At 62.5% G+C, this 25603-nt stretch carries 21 protein-coding genes, 1 tRNA gene and 1 pseudogene; 7 read left to right on the top strand and 16 right to left on the bottom strand.

The features are described from left to right. Positions 1 to 28 precede the first annotated feature (28 nt). A complete protein-coding gene (locus Y703_RS0111950; RefSeq protein ID WP_035764905.1) occupies positions 29 to 973 on the top strand; it encodes a DUF368 domain-containing protein in 945 nt (314 codons plus the stop codon). 6 nt (positions 974 to 979) lie between these two features. Here Y703_RS0111950 and Y703_RS19645 read toward each other — a convergent pair whose 3' ends face one another. Further along, entirely contained in the window at positions 980 to 1879 is a 900-nt protein-coding gene (locus tag Y703_RS19645) for an alpha/beta fold hydrolase (protein WP_051427544.1), read from the bottom strand. 104 nt (positions 1880 to 1983) lie between these two features. Here Y703_RS19645 and Y703_RS0111940 point away from each other — a divergent pair, with 104 nt between their 5' ends. After that, positions 1984 to 2769 carry a hypothetical protein gene (locus tag Y703_RS0111940; RefSeq protein WP_026552877.1) on the top strand — a complete coding sequence of 262 codons (786 nt, stop codon included), beginning with the start codon at positions 1984 to 1986 and terminating at the stop codon, positions 2767 to 2769. A 4-nt stretch (positions 2770 to 2773) separates the two neighbouring features. On the opposite strand, the gene Y703_RS0111935 is transcribed toward Y703_RS0111940, so the two are convergent. Then, positions 2774 to 3691, bottom strand: a complete 918-nt coding sequence (locus tag Y703_RS0111935) for an oxidoreductase (RefSeq protein ID WP_026552876.1) — start codon at positions 3689 to 3691, stop codon at positions 2774 to 2776. A gap of 103 nt (positions 3692 to 3794) precedes the next feature. Between Y703_RS0111935 and Y703_RS0111930 the strand changes: the two genes are divergently transcribed. Next, complete coding sequence (locus Y703_RS0111930) at positions 3795 to 4598, top strand: transglutaminase-like domain-containing protein (RefSeq protein ID WP_026552875.1); 804 nt, start codon at positions 3795 to 3797, stop codon at positions 4596 to 4598. On the opposite strand, the gene Y703_RS19640 is transcribed toward Y703_RS0111930, so the two are convergent. The 8 genes from Y703_RS19640 to bcp all read right to left on the bottom strand — a co-directional run bounded on the left by Y703_RS19640 (position 4592) and on the right by bcp (position 13657). Next, positions 4592 to 5056 (bottom strand): MarR family winged helix-turn-helix transcriptional regulator, encoded by a 465-nt coding sequence (locus tag Y703_RS19640; RefSeq protein ID WP_035764901.1) that lies wholly within the window; start codon positions 5054 to 5056, stop codon positions 4592 to 4594. The two genes, Y703_RS0111930 and Y703_RS19640, sit on opposite strands and share 7 nt — an antisense overlap. Then, positions 5049 to 5186 carry a hypothetical protein gene (locus tag Y703_RS22160; protein WP_155849518.1) on the bottom strand — a complete coding sequence of 46 codons (138 nt, stop codon included), beginning with the start codon at positions 5184 to 5186 and terminating at the stop codon, positions 5049 to 5051. The genes Y703_RS19640 and Y703_RS22160 overlap by 8 nt, the downstream gene beginning before the upstream one ends. 137 nt (positions 5187 to 5323) lie before the next feature. Continuing rightward, on the bottom strand, positions 5324 to 8461 hold the full coding sequence (locus Y703_RS0111920; protein ID WP_026552874.1) for an efflux RND transporter permease subunit: 3138 nt from the start codon (positions 8459 to 8461) through the stop codon (positions 5324 to 5326). Positions 8462 to 8508: 47 nt separating this feature from the next. After that, on the bottom strand, positions 8509 to 10011 hold the full coding sequence (locus Y703_RS0111915) for a malate:quinone oxidoreductase (RefSeq protein ID WP_026552873.1): 1503 nt from the start codon (positions 10009 to 10011) through the stop codon (positions 8509 to 8511). A gap of 92 nt (positions 10012 to 10103) precedes the next feature. Next, complete coding sequence (locus Y703_RS0111910; RefSeq protein WP_081743514.1) at positions 10104 to 11831, bottom strand: ABC transporter substrate-binding protein; 1728 nt, start codon at positions 11829 to 11831, stop codon at positions 10104 to 10106. Between the two features lie 196 nt (positions 11832 to 12027). Next, positions 12028 to 12717, bottom strand: a complete 690-nt coding sequence (locus Y703_RS0111905; RefSeq protein WP_026552871.1) for a fasciclin domain-containing protein — start codon at positions 12715 to 12717, stop codon at positions 12028 to 12030. 332 nt (positions 12718 to 13049) lie between these two features. Then, positions 13050 to 13131, bottom strand: a tRNA-Leu gene (locus tag Y703_RS0111900). Positions 13132 to 13186: 55 nt separating this feature from the next. Further along, a complete protein-coding gene (gene bcp, locus Y703_RS0111895) occupies positions 13187 to 13657 on the bottom strand; it encodes a thioredoxin-dependent thiol peroxidase (RefSeq protein ID WP_026552870.1) in 471 nt (156 codons plus the stop codon). 156 nt (positions 13658 to 13813) lie between these two features. Here bcp and Y703_RS0111890 point away from each other — a divergent pair, with 156 nt between their 5' ends. After that, on the top strand, positions 13814 to 14341 hold the full coding sequence (locus tag Y703_RS0111890) for a MarR family winged helix-turn-helix transcriptional regulator (protein ID WP_253908031.1): 528 nt from the start codon (positions 13814 to 13816) through the stop codon (positions 14339 to 14341). A 41-nt stretch (positions 14342 to 14382) separates the two neighbouring features. Here Y703_RS0111890 and Y703_RS19635 read toward each other — a convergent pair whose 3' ends face one another. After that, a complete protein-coding gene (locus tag Y703_RS19635) occupies positions 14383 to 14811 on the bottom strand; it encodes a hypothetical protein (RefSeq protein ID WP_155849517.1) in 429 nt (142 codons plus the stop codon). A gap of 313 nt (positions 14812 to 15124) precedes the next feature. Then, the gene (locus Y703_RS0111880) at positions 15125 to 16396 is read right to left on the bottom strand and encodes a tyrosine-type recombinase/integrase (protein ID WP_026552868.1); all 1272 of its coding nucleotides are present in this window, start codon (positions 16394 to 16396) and stop codon (positions 15125 to 15127) included. Positions 16397 to 16513: 117 nt separating this feature from the next. Between Y703_RS0111880 and Y703_RS19630 the strand changes: the two genes are divergently transcribed. Together Y703_RS19630 and Y703_RS0111870 are read left to right on the top strand one after the other, a co-directional pair. After that, positions 16514 to 16726 carry a helix-turn-helix transcriptional regulator gene (locus Y703_RS19630; RefSeq protein ID WP_035764895.1) on the top strand — a complete coding sequence of 71 codons (213 nt, stop codon included), beginning with the start codon at positions 16514 to 16516 and terminating at the stop codon, positions 16724 to 16726. Between the two features lie 119 nt (positions 16727 to 16845). Continuing rightward, positions 16846 to 18276: an IS1380 family transposase gene (locus Y703_RS0111870; RefSeq protein ID WP_026552867.1), complete on the top strand. Its 1431-nt coding sequence runs from the start codon at positions 16846 to 16848 to the stop codon at positions 18274 to 18276. Positions 18277 to 19188: 912 nt separating this feature from the next. On the opposite strand, the gene Y703_RS0111865 is transcribed toward Y703_RS0111870, so the two are convergent. From Y703_RS0111865 to Y703_RS0111845, 4 genes are all read right to left on the bottom strand, one after another. Continuing rightward, the gene (locus tag Y703_RS0111865) at positions 19189 to 19584 is read right to left on the bottom strand and encodes a hypothetical protein (protein WP_026552866.1); all 396 of its coding nucleotides are present in this window, start codon (positions 19582 to 19584) and stop codon (positions 19189 to 19191) included. Positions 19585 to 20117: 533 nt separating this feature from the next. Next, a complete protein-coding gene (locus Y703_RS0111855) occupies positions 20118 to 22043 on the bottom strand; it encodes a hypothetical protein (protein ID WP_026552864.1) in 1926 nt (641 codons plus the stop codon). After that, positions 21994 to 22887 (bottom strand): type 1 periplasmic-binding domain-containing protein, encoded by an 894-nt coding sequence (locus tag Y703_RS0111850; RefSeq protein ID WP_026552863.1) that lies wholly within the window; start codon positions 22885 to 22887, stop codon positions 21994 to 21996. Before Y703_RS0111850 ends, Y703_RS0111855 begins: the two co-directional genes overlap by 50 nt. Positions 22888 to 23770: 883 nt before the next feature. After that, positions 23771 to 25162, bottom strand: a complete 1392-nt coding sequence (locus Y703_RS0111845; RefSeq protein ID WP_026552862.1) for a hypothetical protein — start codon at positions 25160 to 25162, stop codon at positions 23771 to 23773. 196 nt (positions 25163 to 25358) lie between these two features. On the opposite strand from Y703_RS0111845, the pseudogene Y703_RS0111840 reads away from it, so the two are divergent. Beyond that, a pseudogene (locus tag Y703_RS0111840) lies at positions 25359 to 25603 on the top strand (hypothetical protein); the annotation flags it as partial.

Genomic DNA, 25603 nt, shown 5'->3' with positions numbered 1-25603 from the left:
CGGCACCAGTCATACTATTGTGGAGAGGGTGACTTCCTCTCCTCGGCCCCCAGCGAAGCCCGCGATCCCAGCCCTTCGGTCGGGTTTCGCCCACGTCATCCGTGGCGCCTTGATCGGAATCGTCGAACTCGTACCGGGAGTCTCCGGCGGGACTGTTGCCTTGGTCCTGGGCATTTTCGACCGGTTGATCACCTCGGCAAATCACCTCATCCGTGGCGTCGTCAGGTTCTTGTTCAAACGCGACGGCAAAGGCGTGGCCCATCACCTCACCGGCGTGGAGTGGACTCTGGTGATCCCGTTGGTAGTTGGCATGTTCGTCGCCCTGTTTGCGCTCTCCGGTCCGCTCCACGGCTTTGTCGAGGGCTTCCCGACCCTCTCAAGTGCGCTGTTCCTCGGTATGGTTTCGGCAAGTCTGCTGGTACCGATCTCCATGGCAAGGGAAGCCGGTCCAATCACCCGCTCCACGTTGATCGCTGGCCCCGTCGTGGTGCTCGCCGTTGCGGGTGCGGTCTTCTGGCTCCTGGGCCTACCCTCGGCACAGGTTGACGATCCGACGTGGTGGGTTCTGGTGCTCAGTGGAGCGGCCGCGGTGTGTGCGCTGGCCCTGCCAGGACTCTCCGGGTCGTTTATTCTGCTGACGTTCGGCATGTACGAACCGACCCTAGAAGCGGTGAGCGAGAGGGACTTCGGTTACCTGGCGCTGTTCATCAGCGGGGCAATCCTCGGGCTTGCCTCGGTAGTGCAGCTCCTCGCGTACCTCCTGCGGGTGCACCGGCGTGCCGTCCTTCTGGTTGCCACCGGTCTGATCCTTGGCTCGCTCAGAGCACTCTGGCCCTGGCAGGAGAATGGAACACTGCTCCAGCCCGACGGCGAATGGCTCGGTCCACTCCTCGCCGCCCTGGGTGGAGCACTGGTTGTTCTGGTCCTGTGGTGGCGGGAACGCCGCGGAAAGACAGTGGCTGCCTCCCTCTGAGGACCTTCACCCGGTCGGCGTTGAAGCCGTCTCCCGCGCCAGGAAGCGTGCCACGGCCTCGGGGTCCTCAACATGAGCGAAGTGTCCGGTACCTGGCAGCACCTCGGCGTGGGCGCGAGGCAGCAACCCGGTCAGCTGGTCGATCTCCGCGGCGGAGGTGAAGACGTCCTGCTCACCGCGCAGCAGCAGTTGCCTGCCTCCTGCCTTGGCCCAGTGGGCGAAGTCGTAGTCCCTCAGCGCCTTCGCTGCGACGGCGAAGGCGGCGGGACGGGCATCGACCGCGAGTGCGTTGACCACCGCATCGGTCAAGGCGGCGGGTCTGACAACGAAGGGCCTCAGTACCAGGGTCAGCAGGCCTGCGCGTCGCGATGCAGCGACGAGGCGCGGAGCCAGAAATCCAGTGAGCCTGAGGAACCGCATGATGGTTCTCATGCCGAGGAGTGGGGCCATCGTTGACAGGCTCCGCCAGGGATGCCGAAAGGCTTTCGACGCGATCACAGCGGTGGGAGAAAGGACAATCACTGCCAGGGTTCGTTCCGGTTCCGCTACAGCGATCTCCAGTGCGGGAACGGCCCCCATCGAATGACCAAAGATTCGCCACCGGCCGTAGCCCGCCTGGGTGAGGACCGCCACCACCGCCGCGGCCTGGGACTCGATGGTGAAGTCACCAATGCCTGGCGACCCGCCCCACCCCTGAAGGTCGATCACCACGGTGTCGACGGCGGTGGGAAAGTTGCGTGCCGCCTGCAATTCAGTAAACGTCCGCCACGAACCCGCGGCGCCGTGCAGCAAAACCCACGGGGGTGCTGTTGTCCCAGCGGTCCGAGAGATCCTGACATGCACGGGCCCCAGTGCTGTGGTGAAACGTGCCGAGGTAGCAATCGCGCGGGACAAATCGGGGGCCATGGGAGTAATTCTCCACTGGGTCCGGTGCGGATGCCTCATAGTGAGGAGATTCACTGATTAGACTCGGACTACAGGCCCTGCAACCGACGAGTAGAGGACACAGAATGAGTCGATCACGGGGAACAGCGCGGATAGCTTCGACTGGCGCACTGCTGCTGACGGTGACCCTGGCAGTCTCAGGGTGCACTGGTGTGGAAATTGGGGACCGGCCAGCGCAGTCAGCCGTGCCGTCGTCGGACATCAGCTCTGCAGCCCCTCAGCCGACCGCCGAGCCGGAGCCGAAGCCGACGGTGGGTGAGCGTCCAGCCCCCGACGACGACTGGCAGGTCTTTACCGACCCGGAAGCCTTGGTGAGCTTCGAGCTCCCGCCCGGCTGGACCGCGCAGCCGATCGAGGATCCAGGCGAAGGTTTCGAGCCGGACTCCGTCCACGTCGCCGTCGAGAATGCCGACGGCGACCCGATGGCTGAACTCCATACGGGTATCTCCGCAGCAGACGGAGACTGTTCGCCGGCTGACGCGAGCCCCTACACAGTGATTCTCAGCCAGCCAGTGGATCTGCCCTCAACTGCGGAATCCGATCAGTCAATTGATCCGCGCCTGGTGGTGCGACTCATCGAGGGCTATCGGTTCTTTAGTTCCTACGGTGTCACCGATGTGGTGGGCGGCGCCGACGGGGCCGCCTGCGAGCTAGCCAATACGGTGCAGGGCCCAGAACACATTGGGCTGTATTCGTTCGGGGACGCAATCTCGCTGGCTGCTCTGACTCCCGAGCAGGTGGGATCCCGGACCGCTTCCTTTGAAACCATCGCCGACGCCGAGGAGTTCTTCGACTCCGGGCAGTTCACTGAAATCCGACGAATGATCGCCTCGCTCGACGTCGCCGAATAGTGCTTCAGGCGGCGGGCAGATCGGGGAAGGTGACGCCGGTCAGTGAGGCGCTGACCTCCCACAGCCGCCCCGCGACTGCTGGGTCCAGTACCTTCGGGGCCGGTGCCACCAGGACGGCTTTGCCCCTGGTCTCGCCCGGGCCGTCAGGGCCTGAGTAGTCTCCGCCGCTGGTGAGTGGGGAGGTTGCCGCGTGCAGGATGGGCAGGGCGCCCGCAATATCCGACTGCCCAAAAAGCTTGAAGAACCCACCCATGGCGTCAAGGACCGGGGTGGTGCCCATACCTGCTGTGAGATTGGTATTGGACAGGCCGGGATGCGCGGCGACTGCAAGGAGCTGCTCGCCGGTAGCCTTCACCCGGCGGTCGAGCTCCATGGTGAAATAGAGGTTGGCTATTTTGCTCTGCCCGTACGCAGTCCACCGCCGGTACCGAGTGGTGGAATTCAGGTCATCGAAATTGATTGAACCCCGCTTGTGGGCCAGGCTGGACACTGACACGACCCGCGGTGCTGATGCTTCGCGGAGCTGCGGCAGCAACAGACCCGTCAGAGCATAGTGACCGAGGTGGTTGATGCCGAGCTGCTGCTCAAAACCGTCCTCGGTGAGGATCCTTGGAGTTGCCATCACTCCCGCATTATTGATGAGGAGGTCAAGCGGTCCGGTCCAGTCGGCAGCGAAGCTTCGCACTGACGCCAGCGAGGACAGGTCCATGATCCGTAGTTCGGCAGTAGCTCCTGGCACCCGGGATTTGAGCGTTTCCAGGGCGGCCGCGCCGCGGGATTCGTTCCGGCAGGCCAGTGTTACCGAGGCTCCCCGCCGGGCAAGGGCTATTGCTGTCTGCAAGCCGAGGCCGCTGTTGGCTCCGGTGATCACTACTGTGTGACCCTCAAGGTCTTGGGCCTGGTACTGGTCAGTGGAATTCACTAAGGAGCCTTCCTTGTTCTAACGTGGTGGTAGCTTTCAGCATAGAGTCCGCACCATGGACTCTCTGCGCACTGGCACCCCGCCCTCGACCAGGAGTACACCCATGCAGCGATCAGTGACTGCCCGCTTGACCGCTCAGACCCGCTCTGCCTCGTCACTTGTCTTTGCCCTCGCTCCGGTGCGGAACCCGGGGTACAGCAGCTTCGACGAAAATCTGGTGCTGCTGGTCAACGACAAGCAGGTGGTCCCGGGTGAGCTGGAGGACATTCACGGCGGGCGCCTGCACACCCTCACAGTAGACTCGGCGGCGAGCATCGTCCTGGAGTACAGCGCCACGGTCACCGGGACGGCTGCTGCCGAAGAGGCTTCCGAAGCAGACCTGATCCGCTACGTTCGCCCCAGCCGCTACTGTGAATCCGACCGGCTCCTGCCGACGTCGTACGCCGAGTTCGGAACCCTGACTGGATCGGCGCTTCTGAACGCAGTGCGGGAATGGGTGGGCAGCGAGCTCGCGTATGTCTCGGGTTCCTCGCGCCCCACCGACGGGGCGGTTGAAGCCCTGCTGGGACGCCGTGGCGTCTGCCGGGACTACGCCCACCTGGTCATCTCACTCCTGAGGGCCAAGGACGTCCCGGCCCGGCTCGCCGCAGTGTATGCCCCGGGGCTCAGCCCAATGGACTTCCACGCTGTCGCAGAGGCCTGGGTGGACGGCGCCTGGCATGTAGTCGACGCGACCGGGCTGGCACCGCGGGAGTCCCTGCTGAGGATCGCTACCGGACGGGATGCCTCGGATACGGCATTCCTCTCGACCGTCGGCGGCAGCCTGCAGCTCGGGACACTTGAAGTGACAGCCGTGGTTGATTCCCTTCCGATCGATCAGCCGGGTGTCCTGATCCGGCTTCAGTAGTCGGAGCGCTCCGGGCCGTCGACACCCTCGCGGATCCGTTGGGTGAGAACTAGCAATTGTTCCAGCTCACCGGGAGCGAGGAGCGGGCTCAGCAGCGAGTGAATTGCCCGCACGTGCGCGGCGCCGATATCGCGCTGCAGCTCCCGGCCGTCATCGGTCAGGGCCACCATTACGCCGCGCTGGTCGTCTGGTGCCTGTTTCCGCTGGACCAGGCCCTTGGACTCCAGCCGTTCCACCATTCGGCTCAGGCTGGGCTGGGAAATCAGCAGATGGCGGTTGAGCTCGTTGAGCCGGGTCCACCCGGTGGGGCATCGGGTGAGGTTGAACAGGACGTCATACTCGCCGATGGCCAGCTTCTTGAAGGATGGGTCATTTCGGAGACGGCGCATCACCGCTACCTGGGCGCGGAACAGAGATTCCCAGGCCTCGGCTGTGAGCCGGACTGCCGGTTCAACCACTGTGGGCCTGCGTCGTCGTTGGGAGCCTGGCGATCGTCACCATCGCCTTGATGGGCAGGTGCTCGGTGGGTGCCGTCCTGGTGGTGGGGCCAACAGTGACATCACCGACAGTAAAACTTCCGCTCTGCATGGTCCCCCCTCCCGGTAGATGCGTTCGCATCTACTATACCTGCAATCGGGTCGTCTGGCGCTGTGTTCCCACCCGCTATCCCGGTGATCAGGAGCGATCAGTGGGAATATCTAGTCAATCCCACTGATCCGGTCTGGTCAGTGGGACCGTGCGCGTCGGCCAGTGGGGGAAGGGTCGCGGCGGGCTAGCAGACGGGCTTCCCTGCGACCCTCAACCAGCCGGTACAGCACGGGCACCAGGATCAGCGTGAGCGCCGTTGAGGAGACCAGGCCGCCCACTACAACGACCGCCAGCGGCTGCGAGATGAACCCTCCCTCGCCGGTGAACCCGAGAGCCATCGGCGTCAGCGCGAAAATCGTTGCCAGTGCGGTCATCAGGATGGGGCGCAGCCGTTGCCGGGCGCCCTGGACGATTGCTTCCTCGACACTCATCCCCGGACTTCCGTCGTGCGGGCGCCGGTACTGGTTGATGAGGTCGATGAGGACAACAGCGTTGGTCACCACTATGCCTACCAGCATCAACATGCCAACCAGAGACGGCAGGCCCAGCGGAATCTGGGTGATGACGAGCAGGGCAATGGCTCCGGTGGCGGCGAACGGTACCGAGACCAGCAGGATCAGCGGCTGAATCAGGGATTTGAAAGTGGCCACCATGATCACATACACAATTGCCACAGCGGCCCAGAGGGCGAGGAACAGTTGAGCGAAGGATTCGGCCTGCTCGGCGGACGCTCCTCCCAGGGTCGCAGTGGTTCCCGTAGGGAGTTCGACACCCTCCAGGCGTTCAGTCACCGAGGTGGTCAGCGCCCCCAGGTTCTGTTCCGACGGTGTGATGGCTACCTGGGCGGTCCGTTCACCGTTGGCGCTCGTGATCGAGAGAGGCACCTGGACCTCGACCACTGACGCCACCGAGGTCAGCGGTATTGGCCCGCCGGGCGTGGGAAGGCTGAGCTCCTCCAACTGTTCAAGGCTGGTCACCTCAGTACCTTCACCGATCAGGACCGGGTAGTCGGTGGTTTCCAGGCGTACCTGTCCGCCGGGAATCGGGCTGATGCTTCCCCCGAGCAATCCTGCGATCTGCCCTTCGCTGAGCCCTGCGGCGACGGCGGCGGCCCGGTCAACGCTGATCTGTATCTGGGGTTGCGCTGAGGAAAGGTTGCTGGTCACGTCGCGGGCGCCCTCGACGCCCTGCATTGAGTCGAGGACGGCGTCACTCGCGGCTTGCAGCTCGTCGGGTCCGGGGGCTGTGATGTTCACGTCGATAGTGCTTGAGGTGCCGAGACCACCCTGCTGGGGGGAGAGCGCAAAGGTCCCGACGCCGGTCAGTGACTCCAGTTCCTGCCTGACCTCGTTCTGCAGCTGCTCCTGATCTGCGTCCTCGGCAGTGATCACGGTGAATGACGCAACGGATGTTCCACCTGACAGTCGTGCAGCAAAGCCACCCGAAGCGTTGCCCACGGTCACCTGAATCGCCTCCACCTCAGGAAAGCCAGCCAGCGCCTCCTCGGTCTGAGCGGCCGCAGCGACAGTGGTATCCAGGCTCGATCCCGGTTCGAGGGTCTGGTTGATGCTGAAGCTGTTCTGTCCCGTGTTCCCCAGCAGGTTGGTCTGGAGGATGGGGATCATTGCGGCCGTGCCAGCAAGGACGAGGCCACCGGCAGTCAGCGTCAGGACAGGGTGCCGCTGGGTTGCGCCAAGGAGCGGAAGGTAGCCGCGCTGCAGCCAGGACTTTCGTTCGGCCTGGTGTGCCTGCTCGCGGGCCTGGTCTGCGTCGACATCGGACGACGAGGCAGGCAGGAACCAGTAAGCCAACACGGGCACGATGGTGAGCGAGACCGCCAGAGAGGCCAGCAGCGCGATCGTGGTGGTCAGGGCGAATGGCCTGAACAGTTCCCCTGCCAGGTCCCCGACAAAGGCGATCGGCGCAAACACTGCAACGGTAATCAGTGTCGATGCGGTGATCGCGCTGGCTACTTCACGGACGGCTGTGAGGATGGCCTCGCGTTTGTCTTCGCCATAGCTGAGGTGCCGCTTGATGTTCTCGATCACCACGATCGAGTCGTCCACCACCCGCCCGATCGCGATGGTCAGGGCGCCCAGTGTGAGGATATTCAGCGAATACCCTGTGGCCCACAGGCCGATGAAAGTGATCAGCAACGACAGGGGGATCGAGATCGCCGTCACGAGGGTCGAACGGACGGACAGCAGGAACACCAGGATCACCAGCACGGCAAAGCCGAGGCCCAGGATGCCCTCGGTGGTCAGGTCGCTGATGGAGCGTTCGATGAACGGTGCCTGGTCAAAGACCACCGTAATCTCGGCGCCGTTGCCCAGCTCAGCTTCCAGCTGCGGGAGCAGCTCTTCCACCAGGTTGGAGATGGCGACGGTATCCCCGTCGGGGATTTTGGTCACGGTCAGGGCGAGAGTTTCGGTGCTGTTAGTGCGGGTCACCGACGTTGCGTCGTCGTCCGCCACTGCTATCTCGGCGACGGACCCGAGAGTCGGCGGCGTCTCCCCGGCGTCGGGGGAGCCGCCGTCGGGTAGGAGCGGCAGCGCCCGGATATCCTCCAGCGAGGTAATGGGGCTGCCCGCCTGGATGGTGAGGGAGCGGTCACCGTCCTCAAGGGTTCCCACCGGAATGAGGTCGCCGTTGTTTTCAAGCGCCGCAGTGATATCGGCGACGGTGAGGTCGTTGGTGGCCAGGTCCTGCTGGTCGGGGAGAACCGAGATGTACTGTCCGGCCCCGCCGCTCACTTCGGCTGCGCGAACGCCCTCGAGCTGCTGCAGCCGAGGAACGGTAAGCCGAGTGAGCTCGCCGCTGAGTTCGCTCAGCGGCTGATCGGAGGAGACCGCCATGAAAACGATCGGGAGGTCCGCGATGCTCCCGGCCAACGACTGCGGCGAAACGTCCTCGGGCAGGAGGGGCCGCACCGTCGAGATTGCACGGTCCACCTGACCGCGGGCCCGGTCGAGGTCGGTCCCGTAGGCGAACATCAGGTTGATGGTCGACACCCCGGTGCGGGACGTGGCCGACGACGATTCAAGCCCCTCCACACCGCTGAGCGCCGTCTCCAGCGGTTCGCTCACCTGCTGGTCGAGGTACTCGGGTGAGGCGCCGGGCACTGACGACAGCACTGTGATCTGCGGGAACTCGAGCGACGGAATGAGTTCCTGTTTGAGAGAGCCCATCGTGATCACACCGAACACGGATGCCAGGATAGTGATCAGTGCAATCAGTGCACGGTTCCCCAGGGAAAGTTGAGCCAGACGGAACATGTGCCGCGCCTTCTACTTCTGCCGGCCGGTCAGGGCTCAGGCGGTGATTACTGGAGTTTCAGCACCTTGTCGGTTCTGGAGAGGATGTCGGCGGCTAGGGAACTGTTCTCATTGAGTTTGACGCCGTAACCGGGAATCATTTCCTTGAGTTTAGGCTCCCATCCTGACAGCTGGGTGGGGAAGCAGCGACGCAGGATTTCAAGCATGATGGGCGCTGCGGTCGAGGCCCCCGGGGAGGCTCCCAGCAGTGCTCCGACCGACCCATCAGCGGCGGTAATAACCTCGGTGCCGAACTGGAGCACACCGCCCTTGCCTGGGGCCTTCTTGATGATCTGCACGCGCTGTCCAGCGGTGATCAGGTCCCACTTGTCGCCATCGGCGTCCGGGATGAACTCGTTGAGGTACGTGTTCTTCGCATCCCGATTCTTCAGCACCTCGGAGATCAGGTACTTGGTCAGCGGCACGTTGTCCTTGGCCACGGCCAGCATGGGTACCAGGTTGGACGGCCGGATGGAGCCGGGCAGGTCGAAGAACGAGCCGCGCTTGAGGAACTTGGTGGAGAATCCGGCGTATGGTCCGAACAACAGCGATCGCTCGCCGTTGACATACCGGGTATCCAGGTGTGGCACTGACATGGGGGGCGCCCCAACCGATGCCTGGCCATAGACCTTGGCATTGTGCTGGTTGACAATTGTGGGGTCGCCACACTTCAGGAACTGTCCTGAGACCGGGAAGCCCGCAAAACCCTTGCCCTCGGGGATTCCGGTGCGCTGCAACAGATGCAGGGCGCCGCCGCCAGCTCCGATAAACACGAAGCGGGCATTGACTGTGCGCGCCTGACCGGTGGCCCGGTTGCGGACTGTGACGTCCCAATGGCCGTTGGAGCCGCGGGAGAGATCAGTAACGTCATGGTTGTAGTTTAGATCGACGCCGTTGGTTTCGAGGTAGCTGGTCAGCCCGCGAGTAAGCGACCCGAAGTCGACGTCGGTGCCTCCTTCAACGCGTGAAGCTGCCACCGCCTGGCCAGCACTGCGTCCACTCATCAGCAGCGGTGCCCAGTCAGCGATCGCTGACGGGTCCTCGGCGTGCTCGATGGTCTCGAAAAGGGGCTGGCTCCTGAGGGCTTCGTAGCGCTTGCGCAGATAGGCAGTGTTTTTCTCGCCCCAGACAAAGCTCATGTGCGGCACGGAATTGATGAACCCGGAGGGGTCACCCAGGTGCCCGCTCTCGACCATGTGAGCCCAAAACTGCCGTGACACCTGAAACTGTTCATTGATGGCAACAGCCTTGGCGGGGTCGACCGTGCCATCCGGTCCCGCAGGGGTGTAGTTCAGCTCGCAGAGAGCAGCGTGCCCGGTGCCTGCGTTATTCCACGGGTCAGAGCTTTCCAGTCCGGCACGATCGAGGCGCTCGAAAACAGAGATACTCCAGTCAGGCTGGAGCTGTTTGAGGAACGCGCCGAGAGTGGCGCTCATGATCCCTCCGCCGATGAGAACGACGTCGGTATGTTCTGCGGGCATTCCCGCCTGGCTTTTAGCAGTCAACTTCATCTCCAGTGGCAAGGGCGCTTAGCTTTGAAGCGTAGCGTCTGGTGGGCTCCATGGGTAATTGGCTGGCCGTGAAGGCAGCCGGTGGTGGGTCATTAGTCGTCCGAGGCGGGTTCCAGGTCCACATCGGTGAGATCAATCAGGTTAAACACCTCGTTCATCAGGGGACTGACAGGGTACGCCGCGACCCGCTCAGAAACAGCGAGTGCCGAAATCGGAAAGGCAAGGGGCACCGCTGGGAGTCGCCGGGCGAGCTGATCGCTGATGTCCTGGTAGGCGGCAGTGCGGTCCTCGCCGTTGGGCAGGGTGCGGGCCCGATTCATTTTGCTGAACAGCTGGTTGTCGTTGAAGGCGAACTCGGTTGTGGTCGCACCAAATAGCTGTCCGACAAAGTTGTCCGGATCCTGGTAGGTGCCACTCCACCCCAGCAGGTGGAACGCCCGGTCGTCGTCGTTCTGCAAAGCCTCAAGATACCCGTCGGCCCAGGCAGTCGGCACCGGTTCAATGGTGAATCCTGCCTCCTCGAGTTGGGTTTGCAGCACAGCGAAGACGCCTTCCGGTGCGGGAAGGTAAGGCCGTGAGACATCAGTCGGGTAGTGGAAGGGCAGCGGCTCGCCGTCGTACCCGGATTCCTCCAGCAGCGACCGTGCCAACTCGACGTCGTAGTCGTAGGTGGTGATTTCCTCATTGGTCACGGCGAGCTTGGGCGGGACAAACTGATCAGCAGGAGCGGTGCCGTTGAGGAACAGGCCGTCGATCACTGCCTGCTTGTCGATGGCGTGGGCAATCGCTTGCCGGAACAGCAGGCTATCCACGCCAGGGAAGTCCTGGTTCATCCCGAGATACAGGATTGAGTAGGGGTCGCGCTGGAGGAGTTGCTGGCCTTCCCTGACCAGCTCACCGGCATTGTCGACAGTGACGAAGTCGTAGCCGTCGATCTGCCCGGTGTTGAGCGCCTCCAGCCGTTCGTCGGGGAGGGGCAGGGTGACGAATACGACGGTGCCGATCTCGCCCCTCTCACCCCAGTAGTCGTCAAACGAGGACAGTCGCACTTCACCCGGTGCCCAGCTCTCGAAGGTGAACGGCCCGGTTCCCACCGGGTTCAGCGCATACTGCGATAGCTCAGTGTCATTGCGCTCCTCGGAGAGATTATCGGCAGCAAACTCCTCTAGCGCTCGCGGCGAGGACATCGCGAATGAGGGCATCGCCAGGGTAGGGATGAACCCGGTGAGGCGGCTGCTCAGCTGAATCAGCACCTCGAACTCACCCAGGGGCTGGCAGGAGGAGTAGATGGACAGCTCGGGGGCGTCAGAGTAGGCGTTGAAGACCGAGCCGAACGCAATTATGCCCTCAACGGTCCGGGCTGCGGGTGGCAGGGAATACCAGCGGTCGAAGTTCGCGCACACCGCCTCGGCATTGAACGGCTCGCCGTCGTGGAATTCAACGTCCTCGCGCAGGGTGAAAGCGTAGGCACGGCCCTCGTCCCGTTCTTCCCAGGAGGAGGCGAGCAGGGGGACAGGTTCGGAGGTGAGGGGGTCAACGCTGACCAGCCCTTCAAGGATCTGGCGGGTGATCCGGTACGACTCGGTGTCCACCACCAGGGCCGGGTCCAACCCGGTGGGGTCAGCTGCTGCGCCGAAGGTGAAGATCGCCTCGGGCTCCTGGGCGGGGATTGCTGTCGAGGGGGTGGGAGTGGCCGACGCCGTCGTCGGTTCCGGTAGGGGAGTTGTGCCGGTGCAACCGGCAAGGGTGAGGCCCAAGGCCACTACCACCGCACTGCGCGCCGATCGGGCCCACCCGGAGCCCCTGGCAGCAGCGGTCATTGCCATTGTCTCCTCAGCCGTAACCGCACACGGCGGAAAATTGATTAGGTCTTCAGTCTAAATGATTATCTCTGACGCACTCGGTCGGTCACGTCACCAACGGAGAAAGGCTGGGACCCTGAGCACCGTGATGGTGCTCAGGATCCCAGCCTGTATCGCCCTGGTCCGAGTTAGAGGATTCGAATCAGGGAGGCAATTACTCGCTAGGAGGCATCAGAACGGTGTCAACCATGTACACGGTTGCGTTCTGGGTCATAACTCCACCACAGACAACTGCTGAGCCGTCTTCGCCGACAGTGATTTCGTCGCCCATGCCCTCGACGGTCAGCTCTGCACCGTTGACGGTCGTGTGGGTTCCGGCAACCTCATCCGGGGACAGCTGGCCGGGGACAACGTGGTAGGTCAGGATGCTGCTGAGCAGATCGGCGTCAGTTCCGAGCGTATCCAGGGTCTCTGCGTCGATCTTGGCGAATGCATCGTCGGTCGGTGCGAAGACAGTGAACTCGTCGCCATTGAGGGTGTCGACGAGGTCAACATCCGGGTTCAGCTCGCCGCTGATTGCGGCGGTCAGGGTGGTGAGAAGGGGGTTGTTCGACGCAGCGGTTGCCACTGGATCCAGCGCCATACCGGCGACTGAGCCGTCGCCTTCTGGAACCGTCTCAGCGTAGCCTTCGCAGCCCGGGCCAACCAGGTTGGCGGCTGGGTCCATGTCTTCGCCCATTTCCTCTTCCATTCCCGACTCTGTTGCTTCGGGAGCGGCTTCGGTGGTGGTCATGTCCTCGGCGGGCTCGGCTGCAGTGTCGCCGCCACCGCATGCTGCGAGGCCGAACATGGCCACTGCAGCAACACCGAGGATGGAGAGCTTACGGCTCTTGATGTTTCCCATTAGATTTTCTCCTTCATTGGTGTGACCTGGCGTACTCCGCCGATCAGCTGTCTACTTGTCGAACACACCGTCTCGATGTCTCATAGGTACTTCGGTCGAGTACGAACTGAGGATTGGTGCTGAATCCTGGAATCTTTCGACCCGGCGAAAAACCGCGCTGGACCGGGGATTCCCGGGGCTGAGTGTGATCCAGATCGCATCCGTGAAGACCCGGCTGAGGATACAGCCTGGTCACGGCCCTGCGCCGGGCGCAGAGCCGCCGGCAGGCAAAACAAAACGCTCCGGACCTCTGTGGTCCGGAGCGTTTCGTTGGCAGGTAATCCACCCAAAGGTGCGCAAGAAGGGACTTGAACCCTCACGTCCGAAGACACTGGATCCTAAATCCAGCGCGTCTGCCAATTCCGCCACTCGCGCATTGCGCTGAGGGCAGTCGCGCTGCCCAAAACGTCAGCCTCCAGTGTACTCGACTCTATTGAGCCCCGAGGTCCTTCCGGAGTTTCGCCACATGCCCGGTGGCGCGGACGTTGTACTGGGCGAGCTCCACCAGTCCGTCAGGTCCGACGACCACTGTCGAGCGGATCAGACCCTCGTAGACCTTGCCGTAGTTCTTTTTCTCTCCCCACGCACCCCATGCTTCAGCTACCGAGTGATCCTCATCAGACAACAGTGGGAAGGAAAGGTCCTGGGCGTCTGAGAACTTTTTCAGCTTAGGCACGGCATCGGGTGAGACGCCAAGGATCGCGTAGCCTGCGGCAGCCAGGGAGGAGAGGTTATCCCTGAAGTCGCAGGCCTCGGTGGTGCAGCCCGGGGTGGAAGCGGCCGGATAGAAATAGACAACCACGCTGGTTCCCGCATAGTCCTTGAGCGAGACGGTGGCACCGTCAGCGGCGGGAAGAGTGAAATCCGGGGGCGTATCGCCTGACACTAGTCGTTCAGTCATTGTCGGTATTCCTTCAGCTATTTAGTGGGTTCCTGACGCATTGGTTGCGCTGACACTTTTCGCAAATCCGCAGCTATCATGAGTGAACAAGGACGGTGAGTTTGAAACTACACCCGTCAGCGTGATCAACGCCGCATTCCTGTGCGGCGAGAGGAAGTGCTTTACTTTATGCCGGATCTGGAGCAATGGCCCACCGGTCGACTGCTGACTACCGCTGCCCGTCTGGTGGAGCACGCGTGGAACGAACGGCTGGTGACACTCGGTGTCACCCACGCCGGTGTTATCGCCCTGGGCGTTCTGGGGGGTCAGGGTCCAATGACGCAGGCGCACCTGGCACAGATAGTGAGGGTTCAGGCGCAGACAATGGGTAAAACCCTCTCACGGCTTGAAGCGCGGGGGCATGTCTCGCGAACCCGAAATGATCTTGATCGGCGCAGCCACATGGTTTCAATAACTGATGCTGGCCGCAGCGTCCTTGATCTGGCAGAAGACATTGAACGCACCCTGGTGACGGGTGAGGGGTTGGTCTCTGATGAACTTCGCGACCATCTGCAGGGTCTGATCCGTGAGCTCGGAGCGCCTCGATGGGCATCAGATCTGCCCGTGACACCAATGGTCGACGGCGCGCTCCCTCCCGCCGGGTTCTCGGACAGCCCAGATCCTGCCATCTCAGGCGACCACTAGATACCTCTGCTAGGCCCCTCCCGGACGCGGTGTGGGCCACATCACCAGACCAGATCAAGATCGCTATGGGCAGCGAAGATCAGACGCTCGGGATCGTCGAGGACGTCAACTGGTCTATCGCCGCCGAGATAGCCGTTGGGTGAGCAGAACCATTGCAACAGGTGCCGGTCCCTCCACCCTCCGGCGAGACCGATCACAGCAACTCGGGCGATCATGGGCCGCACCAGACCGCTAATCGGATCAAACTGGAATCCAGGATAAAGGACTCGACCCGCCCTGGTAACGACTCCAAGGATTTGCCGCTTGGCTGCCAGGCATCCAGCGGGAGGTGAGCGCTGACCGACGATATCATCGACCTCTGGCCCGGTGAGCATGCCGAACTCTGCGGCGATCGAGGCCCAGCGTCCGCGCGCCACTTGCCAGCTTATTTCACCGACGTGTACTTCTCCGAGGGATGGAATTGCTTCCATGGCGCCAACATACTGCTCGCCAGCAAAAACGGGAAGCTATTCGGAGTGTTCGCAACCAAGACGGTACAAAAAAACCGCCTGATCGGCAGTATACCGACCAGACGGTTTTGGTCTGTGCACCCCCCGGGACTTGAACCCGGAACCCTCTGATTAAGAGTCAGCGAAAACAACACCCTAGCAACCAGGCGGAATTTAGCGTCTTTACAGGGATCTCGGGCTCTTAGGTGAGAAGTCGAGACCCAACCAGACCCAACGAAAGTCACCCTCTCCATGCCAAAGTAACCCGCAAAGTAACACTTTCTGCATTCTGGGGTTACCTACGTGGGATGGAGCGACCTGCGAAAATGCCATCGAACGCGGCCCGGTTGTCTACCATGGGCATCAGTTTGTCGACGTAGTGATTATTCGTGACGGTGTTTGATGAGTGTCGTAGCTGCCTCATGGCGGCATCGAGTCCCTCCGTCTTGGCAACCAAGGTCGCGGCAGATTTCCGCAGACTCTTCGGAGTGACCCACGAGAAGTCGTCCCCGCCCCTAGCATCGAATGATCGGGCTTTCCTCCAGGAACGCCGAAAGTTCGGAGGGAGGACCAGACCTCCGAACTGGTTGGTGAAAACTAATCCCGTCGGTCGCTTCTTGCCTAATTCTTCCTGGCGGTAGAGAAGGAGACCCGTCACATGAGCGGGCAACGCGATCGGCTGCACCCTCTTCAGCTGGGCCGTATCGCCCTTGGTGTAATCCTGACGGAAGAATTTCTTAGTCTTCTCGTCTTGAGTGATCGTTCCGGTCACCAGGAAGAACGGAATCTGGTCGCGGAGCCATAGGTCCTCATGTCGCATGGCCAACAGTTCACCCGTCCTGACCCCCGTGCCGAGGAGCACATCGGCCGCGACCAGGAGGTCCTTGCCGCGGCGGGGACCGTATTGCTGGGCTTCCTGCCATGCGGCGGTCCGCCGATACATCTCGGAGTATTCCTGAGCGGTCAGGGCGCGGACCTCTCCCCGCTGTGCTTTCCGCTCTTTCGCTGACCGGTCACGCCCCACCGGATTGATATGTCCGGGGACCGCACGATGGTCCAAGGCGAAGTCGAACATCATCTTCAAGACCGTCCGGGCCGTGAACTCGGCGGTGCGTCCACCCGTCTTGATTTCCCTCACTTTGCCGCTACTACCTATGTCTTTCACACCCCCGGCCGCGATCTTCCGGAGCTGACCCTCTATATACCCGGTAGTAGCTTCACCGATCTTCTTGGATCCCATCGTCGGGATAATGCTGATCCGAACTCGATTGCGGTAGGTCGTCATAGTGCCGGGTGCCAAATCTCGGAGCGATGCCAGCCATAGCTCTGAAAGTTCAGCAATTGTCGTAGAGCTCCTTACCAGTGCGTCGGGGCCGGACCGCCGAAGGTCTTCGAATTTCGCCTCAAGCTTTTCGCTGGCTTCCATTTTGGTGGCACCAGTGGCTTTCATGCGGTGCCTCTCTCCGTGTGAGTCGCGGTAGTAGACGGAGCAGACATGCTTCTTCCCATCCTTGGAGAAGCTGGGGTCGCCGTGCGGGCCACCGGGTTCGAGGGCAATTCGAGCCATGTGATGAATCCTTTGGGTGCGGGTGCTGGTCTTGCCGACACTAACCTATTGACTCCATAACTACTCTGCATTTTCTCTCCTGACACCCGTCGCGAAAGTCGACGCATAGAGAACACTATGAACACGATCAAAATTGTTGATGGCCTGATGACCACCGCCGACGTCGCCCGCTACCTGCAAGTTTCAGAGGGGACGGTGGAGAACCTGCGCGGCTCACTTTCCGGCCCCCGATTCATCCGTATCGGCCGTTCCGTCAGATACCGGCTGCGGGACGTCGACGCGTACCTTGATGCGAACGCCCGGAAACAGCCTGCCCACCTGGCTGCCTAGCCCGGGGTTTTCATGGCGGGTCCGTGGGGTTGGCGTGTTAATCGGGGAAAGGGTGCTCTGAGCTGGGAAAATAGTGGTTGTCGAGACCGTTATTCGCCGAGCGAGGGAGCACCCTTTCGATGCAGAAGTCTACCGCTGTTTTTCCGTCCATACCGGTCAGTTTCACCGGCCAGTCGCTGATTTCCCACGCCGGAGTCAGTGTCCTGACCGGCTTCATGGACGCCCTGGGTTTCGGCAAGCTGTGCGAGGACAGACTCGGCCAGTTTGTCCCTTCCGGCGCGACGCACCGTTCCGGCCGGCTGGTTGGTTCCCTCACGGCGATGCTCGCCGCGGGAGGTGAACACGCCTCGGATCTGGACATCCTGCGTTCCTCACCCGGGGTCTTCGGCCAGCTGCCCTCGAACGCGACCGTCTCCCGGTTCTTCGAACGCACCGTGGTGAACCCCGAGCTGTTCAGCTACGGGTTCGAGACCCTGACCAGGGAACTGCGCACCCGGGCCTGGGACGCCGCCGGGAACCGGAACCCGGCACTGACCGCGACGGCCGCGGACCCGCTGATCATCGACCTCGACGCGACCTTGGTGACTTCACACTCCGATAAGGAAAACGTCGCCGGGACCTACAAGGGCGGCTACGGATTCGCACCGTTCATCGCCAGCGTCGATTACGGGACCGGTAAGGGTTCCGGGGAAATCCTCGCCGCGGTGCTGCGGCCAGGGAGCGCCGGAGCGAACAGCGCCGAGGACCACATCCGGGTCTTCCACACCGCCGCAGCCCAACTCCCCGAGGAGTTCTACGACGGAACAGGGGCGCTGGCTGGGGAGAAGGTCCTGGTCCGCACCGACAGTGCCGGGGCCTCACGGAAGTTCCTGTGGCACCTGCACAGCCTGGGCGTGCAGTTCACCACCAGTTACACCCTGCCGTTCGGCAAGGCCCACATGGTCGACTGGATCAGCGACAAGGAGTACTGGCAGCCGGCCCTGGACCAGTCCGGAAACGACCGGACCGACGCGTGGGTCATCAACGCCACCGACGTCATCCCCCTCACCGATTACCCGCCTGGCACGAAACTGTTCCTGCGCGCCGAGCCGCTGCATCCCGGCGCGCAGCCGACCCTGCTCGATGTTGACGGGCACCGGATCACTGCGTTCCTGACCAACTCACCCCGATGGCACGGACCGTTCCTGGACGCCAGACACCGCGCCCGCGGCCGCTGCGAGAACCGGATCAAAACCCTGAAAAACACTGGCCTGGGCAAACTGCCGTTCTTCGGCTTCGCCGCGAACCAGGCCTGGGCCAACATCGCAGCGCTGGCCTTCAATCTCGTCTCCTGGCTCCAGCTCGCCGCCCTCCCGGACGGCCACCGGGCCAAGGGCTGGGATATCAAACGCTGGCGCTACCGGCTCTTCGCGACCGCAGGGAAAATCATCACCCGCGCCCGCCGCAATCAACTCCTGCTCCCCGAATCAGCCCCGGAAAAAGACCTCCTGAAACTCCTCCTGGACAACACCGCCCGCCTCGCCAAAGGCCTCGTTCCTTCCACCGGCTGACCAACGCCACTCATCCGACCCAACCAACAGCACGATCACCGGAAGTGGAACCGGCGCCAACCCAGGCGATCCAACGGGCCCCATCAGCTTGCCCGGAAACAAAAAACAACTGCGAATCGACCGCGGCCACAAATCCGCGCAAACTACCGGGCATCATGAAAAATCGAGGCTATACCGCCAGGTGGGCCTGGCCCTCGTGCCGAGCCACGTAAGCGGACTCTTTGATTGCTGCGCGGATGTGGCGGGTGACCCCATCGGTGGCCACTTCGAGGCGCTGCGGCCACCGATGGGGGCTCGACCAGGACTTCCACCTGATCCGCTTCGGCACCCGGTCAGGCGTGGCTTTTCCCAACTTCCCGTAGGTGGTGACTCTCGGCCGGGCGGCCAGGATCCTAAGCCTCTCTCGGTCGGCGACCTGGTTCTCGGAGATTCCTCGGGCGTCCCGTTGCCAGTCATCCGATAAACCTGCCTTCGATCATTGCGCATGCCGCAGCCACCACTTCGTGCTAACGGTCTTCCCAGATGGCATCGATGGGCGAGTCCTTGTTGAGCCACGGTTGGAGCCGATGAACCATAGCCTGGCGACATCTTCACCCTCAGCCGAGGCGACTGTCCGCCAGTCGCGGTAGGCAATCTGGTGGCGCTTCTGGTTGTCCGCACCTGGCTCCGGCCCGTTAGCTCGCTGCCACTGGTAGCTGATGCCGTGCAAAGGGCTTCGGGCTAGAGCCCCGACAAAAATGGCTCCCAAAGCCACGTTGAGCGGCCGCGCGATCTTTTGAGCGTTCAGGCGTTCAGTATTTTCGTCGAGGGTGCCGTGGTCTGCCGTGACTTCCTTGCGGGTTCTACGAGGATGATCGCGGGCTTGGACAGTTCGAAGATGCTGGTCATCGCACCTTAGAAAAAGGGGTCGATTTACAGGAGGAGTGCGTTTATTTCGATGGCGTCATCGACGGTGCTTCGGAAAGACGCCACAATTTCCTCGTAGTCCCGCGCAAAGGCGTACTCGAAATCCCAGTCGCGAGGGTCGAAGCTCACGAAGCGACTTCCGTCCGCCGGATCCCCGAATCCGAGAATCCCCAGATGGTGATTCATTGGATCGGCGGCCGCCACGCCGATGGATCGTAGCTCGGTGATGACCCCTCCCATGAGCTCGATCTGAGCGCGATACCAGTCCGAACTTGTCGAAGCCGAAGTATCCTTGCTCCGGTCTGCTGCGGCCAGTTCGTTCCACTCATTCTTGGTGTGAACCCTGAGGTAGGCGGTCTCAAATACGGCCAGAACTTCGCGGTACGTCGGCTTAGCCCCCATGGTTCGTGCCTTTCCGTTGGTCGGGTGTCGGTATCAGGAGGGCGGTGGGCAGTTATGCCTCTCCGGTCCTCCTGTGGTCGTTGATGTACTCCATCGATGCCCACACCTTGCAGGGAAGCGGTGAAGAGTTCTTCATATTGCGGCTGGGTGCGGGAAGCTGTCGGTTGGGCGTTCAGGCGTTGATTGGATTGATCAACGCCTCGACATCGGTTCGGCGGAAGTAGCGCTTGCCGGGTGACTCTAGAGGGCCGAGGTAGACCGGCTTGAAATTGATCTGCCCCCGGTAAATCGGTAAACGGAGTGCCGAGATGTTTTGCCCAAAATGCGGAATAGCTCGGATATGTCCATGAGGACGGACTCGGTAGACGGTTCATCTCGGACGAGCTCATCGCAGCGCCTTTCGTAGTTTCGGGGTGGTGCTCATCCCTTTGCTACATTTCGCAAAGCGCTACAAGTCAATCATTCCGCGGTACAACGAGCATCAGCTGCGCGGAAGGGCCCGGGGTTAGCCAGGCCCTTCCGGTGGTTAGAGACTAGGCTGCGGCCTGGTTCTCGTCCCAGCCGTGGCCGCTGAGGAACGCGGAGTCGGGGGCGTAGTCGAAATCCTCGTCCTCGTGCGTCGGGGTGGCTGCCGTAGCGATCGAGCGCAGCGTTCCGGCTGCAGGCTGCCCGCCCCAGGTGTCCAGTTTGATCGCATACATGCGGGGCAGCGTCGAGTTCACCTTGCGGAGGAAGCCCTCACCCTTCTTCATGATCAGGTAAGGGGCGAGTGAGTTGTTCAGGTCCTGCCGGGCCATGCCGGTGATCTTCATGGCCATGTCCGGGATCAGGTGGACGACGTGGCCCTCGGCACGGGTCTTCGTGACGAAGCCCAGCCGCCCGGCGCCGTTGGCGTAGACGGCCTCCGAGAACGCCTGGCCCTCGATATAGGCGGTCCGGGAGGCGACAGCGTCCTTGAGCTTGTCCAGGGCTCCGACAGTCTCCTGGCCGCCCTGGAACGTCTTCCAGCTGCGGTCCATGGCCGCGGCGACGGTCTCGAACAGTTCCACGTTGTGGCGGCCGCGCTCACGGGTTTCCTCGTCGAACACGTCCATGGTGTCGAAGTACTCGAGGAGGGTGAAATACCCTGCCAGGAGGCGCCCGGTGATCTCGTAGACGCGTGAGGTCCCGTAGCCAGGGAACTCCCTTTTGAGGCGCAGGGCGAACTCGTGGGAGAGCTGCTTGAGGCGCTCCTGGTGCAATTCCATCCCGCCACGGTTGTCGAGCTCGCGGGCGATGTAGGTCAGGAAGCCGACCCGGACGGTGTGGAACGCGCCGTCGAGGGCTATCTCCTTGATCTCCGCGGCGGCGCCCGGGCGGAACGTCGAGTCATAGGTAACCTCACAGAAAATTCCGCGGGTCATGTTCGAGTCCGCGCCGTCGCGGGGCAGAGCTGTGGTTTCGGCGGTCAGGAGGAAGCCGGGCTGGTTCCCCCGCTTGGCCTTCGAGTACACGTCCCCGGTTCCGCCGTGGTCGACACCCTGGCGGCCCTTGGCGTATTCGCTTCCGCCGTAGGCCATCCGCATGATCGCGGCGAAGGCGTCGTTCTGGTCCTCCTTGGCCTTGTGGGATCCGACGGTCCGGTTGCGCAGGTCATCGACGCCAACCACGGCGTGGTGGACGCCCTCGCCGACACCGGCAACGAAGTTCTTCGTACCCTCGAAGTTCGAGAGGGTGCCCTTCCAGTGCCCGGTCTGCGCGGAACAGATTGACTTGACCATGTGAGTCTTGCCGCTGGCCGGATCTCCGACGATGATTACGCCGCCGATTTCTTCCAGGCCTGCGGCCGCTGCGTACATGAGGCCGTTGGCCAGGAACCAAGGGGAGGGGTCCACGAGCATCCTATCTCCGACGTCGAGGAACTTCCGGATAGCGGCCTGGTGGTCAGCCCTGGAGATGTCGTGCGGGTCCTTGACGTTGAACCCCTTGAGGGTAGGTTCCCGGACGATTGCGCTAACGTCCTCCGTCGAGTCCTTGGCCCCGATAGCGATGTTGCCGGCGACGTAGCGATAGTGTTCCTCCGTGACGCCGTCCGCTGCCCTGGTGGAGCACAGCTGCCAGCCGGAGTTTTTGTGACGCTGCTTCACGGGCAGGTCAGCCCCGGCCATGCCAGCCGCGACACGGATAGCCTCGCCGATGTCCTCACCGCTGCGGGGGCGCATGGTGATTGTCTCGCCGACGCCGCCTGGGATCAGGCTGAGGAACTTCCGCGGGTCGTTCAACATGGACGAGGGGACGCGAGAGATCAGATAGGTGCCCCCGCCCGTCTTCACTTCGAGGTCGAACTCGGCGGTCCGGTGGCCATCCTCGGCGAGTGTGTCGTAGATCTCGTACAGGGCGACGGGCGTAACGGCCGCGCTGAGGTAGATCTCATTGATCTCCTCGTCTCCGCGGTCGTCGACTGAGGTGCTGGCGATCACTTCCAGGTCCTGGAGAACGCGGACCCCCCCCGACGGAGTTCCTGGCCTTGGCCTTCGCTGCCGGGCGGCGCCCAAGCTTCGAGGTTGCTTTATCAGCGAGACCCATCAGCTTGCTAAACCGGAACTCACCCGTCCGGACGGGCAAGGTTCCCAGCCAGTCAGAGGCGCCTGCGTCTCCGCTAACGGGGATCCGGGCGAATTTCACCACTGACGCATCACACACATCGGTGAGATTCTGCTGCAGGAGGGCGGCGGCCTCATACACGGCGAGGTTCTTCTGCAGGTCCGCATCGAAGAACACAGTGACCTCCGCGCCGGGCATGATCAGGTCCATCCAATCGGCGTGGAAGGTTCCGTTGCCGCGCCCGCCCGTGACACCTGCGACACCGATGAACAGAACGTCATTGAGCCTATTGGCATCATCCGCGGCGGAGATGCACCCGAGGCACCCCTTCGTTCCCTCGACGATGCACACTTTGCGGGCGTTGCCGATCAGGTGCCGCTGCGAGGGGTGGATGTACGGGGATGAGCCGGAGTTCTTGGGGAGGTAGTACTTCGTGGGCTTCTTGGCCCCTTCACGCGTCTTCGTGGGCTTGTCCGGCCGGTACTGCGGGACGGTGGATCCGTCGAGGCGGTGGTTCATGAACAGGAGGCCTGGGCCGTCGTATGCCCAGCGGAGCTCTTCGGGGAGGTCCTTGGGGTTCTCGATCGAGCGGACGCCGGCGGCCAGAGCCATCATCTCGTTGATCGCTTCCTTGGCCAGGAGCTCGAGGTGGACGGCGGTGATGTCTCCGGGTGCGGAGGGAGTGAACGGTGTTGCGAGTGCGGGTGTTGCGGTTAGCATCTGGTTCCTTCGGGGTGCTGGTTTGGTAGGGAGTGAGCAAGTCACCGTGTACTTCTATGCGAGCTAAGTCCTGACGGCCGTGCGGGACTGTCAAAGACCGCTGATTCAACCTCGAAGATCGACCCTTCACACATGTCTGAACGACTTGCAACGGCATGCGGCGCGTGAACATTTTGGAGTCCGAGTGGTTGGTCGGCACGGCCAATGAATCGGAACCTAGGAACTGTATCGGAACTTAGATCGGAACAAGAGGGCTGGATAAAAACCAAATAAATAAAGGGATGTAGAGGCATTTGTAAATAGAGAAGTTTCATCTTCCGAATGTTCCTACGTTCCCTCCGTACTTTCCGTATAGGGATGTGTATTCATCTCTACTCATCTATCGCTCCCTGTGGGTACCCCTAGGGGGGTAAATCGGAACAACACCCCTCGAAGTGGGCTGCATCCCTGATGCCCCTAGGGATTATTAAGTCCCTATTGACTAGGAACAGTCGGAACTGGGATCGCATTTCGTTCCCAGTTGGGTCCTCTCAGCTTGTTTTGGCTCAGTTGTAGGAGGGAAATTCGAAGTGATGGTTCGGCCGTCATGGTCGTTCTTCGTTGGGGGAGGGCCCGTGCGGGGTTTGCTTTGTATCGAACGACGCGTCAGCAGAGGGGTACCGAGCCGACTTCCCCAGCGGCAGTTAGGATCTCGCGCATCCGATCATCAAAGTCCGGGTCGCTGAGCAACCCGGACGATCTCTTCGGTGCCACCATTAGCCGGTGCGTTCAACAGGCCGACCAGATCGCTGCGCCTAGGGAGAGGATCAATGACTGCATCCATGCGCACATTTAGGACCTGCATTCCGCCAGCTTGCTGCGGTTAACACGAATTGCGGTGCCGCTAACTACTAAGCCGCAGGCGCACCGGGAGTCGGGCGTCACCGGCGACACCGACACCTGCCCCGAGCGGGCGACCCTTGACCTTGCCCGGCTTCGCGGGCGCCGGGTGCGGGGTGGCTTCGCCAGCCCGAGACATGGGGGTGCCGATCAGGTGGGTGTGATCTCCGGTGCGCATCCAGTGCGGGGTGGCCAGGATGACCGGTGCGTTGTCGACGACGGCGGTGGCGTCGAAGGTTTCCCACGGAGTGAACGCATAGTCGCCGAACAGCTGCCGCGGCGCCCAGCGTTGTGCGCCCTTGCCCTGGGTGGTCGCGAAGTCAGCTTCCAGGGAGAAGAACGCTTCCCCGAGTTCGTGGCGGGCCGGGAACCATTCGTCCCAGGATGCGACACCGATGCGGGCGGCCGGTGAGTCAGCGCCGGTGCCGGGAAAGTCTTTGAGGACCTTCGCGATCCGGCGGTAGATTTCCGGGCGCGGGTCGTTACCGGAGCTAAGCCGTTCCGGGTGGGATGCGGCAACGAACACGATGACCAGGCCCGAGGTTTCCAGCGGCCGGTCGGCCAGGATCTGAGCCCAGCGACGGACCTTGGACTCAAACGACGCCGACGCAGTGGCGGTCAGCTCATAGGCGATCCTCAATCCGTCGGGTCGGATGATAATGCCGTCGGCCCGTCGCTGGTCAGGCTTCTTCACGGTCTTGCCGAGGCCGGAGCCGGCGAGCAGGTCAACGGTCGCGAACTTCTCACCCAGGACCGCACCGACGGGAAGGTACTCAGCAGCCCGGAGCGCGATCTCGGTGGCCAGCAGGTTGTGCCGGTCGTACTGGCCGCCGTGCGACCAAGGGTAGCCACCGGTGACGGAAACCCATTCGGGCCAGGTCAGGGTCGGCTTGATGAGGTCATCGAACGCGTTCGAGGTTCCGGGCCGGTAGAGGACTCTCCGACCCAGACCGACATCACGGTGAGTCGCCATGGGGAACTTCCCGATGTCGGTGAGATCCAGCGAGAACGAAGCAGCGACGCTGGAGCAGCGCGGGTCCAGGTAGGACAGGGATCCGGTCATAGCGGCCATCTGTTCCGCGGACAAGGTCCGCCATGAGTCCAGGCAGGACCAGCCGGCTAGCCGAGCGGCACGCCCTTGGTTGATATTGAGCAGGCGCAGAGCTTCGGCACGCTCCATCATGAGCCGCTTGTTGGTCCGGGACGGATCAATGTCGACGCGGGTGCGCTCCATGGATCCGGAGACCCAGTTGGCGGTCGACCCTGGTGCCCACAGCTTGTCCCAGTAGGGGTCGCTGCGGTTGTGGGTGGCGACCTCTTCGAGGGTGCAGGCCGAAGGCATCAGGGACGCGTGGACAGCGTCGGCCGACGCCTTGCGCTTGGGGACTGCCCTCACGCCGCGTACCCCTGGGCTACCGGGTAGGAGAGCATGTCGAATTCGTGGTTGCAGGGTGGCAGCTCGGTTAGGTCCGCCAAGGACTGGGTTCCACGCAGTGCCGGAGAGCGGCGGTACCCTGTCTGTCAGCATTGGGTGAGACACCGCCACTTTTCCCACTGACTCCTTAAGGGCGAGATTTGGAAACCGATTCCCTGTGAGCACCGCACTTGCTTCCCCCACCACCAACACCGATGGTGGAGCCATGTCCGATCCCGAAAAACCCAGGGCAGAAAGGCCCCTCCGCCGCTCCTTCACCCCAGGGGAGAAACTCTCGATCCTGGAAACCTACGAGTCCCTCGACGGCCCCGGAGCCAAGGGCGCATTCCTCCGCCGCGAAGGCCTGTTCTCCTCCCAAATCACCACCTGGCGCCGGGCACGCGACGCCGGCGCCCTCACCGG

It is taken from the genome of Arthrobacter sp. H20, assembly GCF_000520515.1.
Classification (GTDB): Bacteria; Actinomycetota; Actinomycetes; order Actinomycetales; family Micrococcaceae; genus Arthrobacter_D.
Note: the sequence above shows the minus strand (reverse complement) of the source record. Positions and strands in the feature narration are given on the sequence as shown.

Excerpts from the sequence above, each read along its gene's own strand:
- Y703_RS19645 (WP_051427544.1), bottom strand. The coding sequence starts at position 1,879 with ATGGCCCCCGATTTGTCCCGCGCGATTGCTACCTCGGCACGTTTCACC.
- Y703_RS0111940 (WP_026552877.1), top strand. The coding sequence starts at position 1,984 with ATGAGTCGATCACGGGGAACAGCGCGGATAGCTTCGACTGGCGCACTG.
- Y703_RS0111930 (WP_026552875.1), top strand. The coding sequence starts at position 3,795 with ATGCAGCGATCAGTGACTGCCCGCTTGACCGCTCAGACCCGCTCTGCC.
- Y703_RS22160 (WP_155849518.1), bottom strand. The coding sequence starts at position 5,186 with ATGCAGAGCGGAAGTTTTACTGTCGGTGATGTCACTGTTGGCCCCACC.
- Y703_RS0111920 (WP_026552874.1), bottom strand. The coding sequence starts at position 8,461 with ATGTTCCGTCTGGCTCAACTTTCCCTGGGGAACCGTGCACTGATTGCA.
- Y703_RS0111915 (WP_026552873.1), bottom strand. The coding sequence starts at position 10,011 with ATGAAGTTGACTGCTAAAAGCCAGGCGGGAATGCCCGCAGAACATACC.
- Y703_RS0111910 (WP_081743514.1), bottom strand. The coding sequence starts at position 11,831 with ATGACCGCTGCTGCCAGGGGCTCCGGGTGGGCCCGATCGGCGCGCAGT.
- Y703_RS0111905 (WP_026552871.1), bottom strand. The coding sequence starts at position 12,717 with ATGGGAAACATCAAGAGCCGTAAGCTCTCCATCCTCGGTGTTGCTGCA.
- bcp (WP_026552870.1), bottom strand. The coding sequence starts at position 13,657 with ATGACTGAACGACTAGTGTCAGGCGATACGCCCCCGGATTTCACTCTT.
- Y703_RS19635 (WP_155849517.1), bottom strand. The coding sequence starts at position 14,811 with ATGGAAGCAATTCCATCCCTCGGAGAAGTACACGTCGGTGAAATAAGC.
- Y703_RS0111880 (WP_026552868.1), bottom strand. The coding sequence starts at position 16,396 with ATGGCTCGAATTGCCCTCGAACCCGGTGGCCCGCACGGCGACCCCAGC.
- Y703_RS19630 (WP_035764895.1), top strand. The coding sequence starts at position 16,514 with ATGAACACGATCAAAATTGTTGATGGCCTGATGACCACCGCCGACGTC.
- Y703_RS0111870 (WP_026552867.1), top strand. The coding sequence starts at position 16,846 with ATGCAGAAGTCTACCGCTGTTTTTCCGTCCATACCGGTCAGTTTCACC.
- Y703_RS0111865 (WP_026552866.1), bottom strand. The coding sequence starts at position 19,584 with ATGGGGGCTAAGCCGACGTACCGCGAAGTTCTGGCCGTATTTGAGACC.
- Y703_RS0111850 (WP_026552863.1), bottom strand. The coding sequence starts at position 22,887 with ATGCTAACCGCAACACCCGCACTCGCAACACCGTTCACTCCCTCCGCA.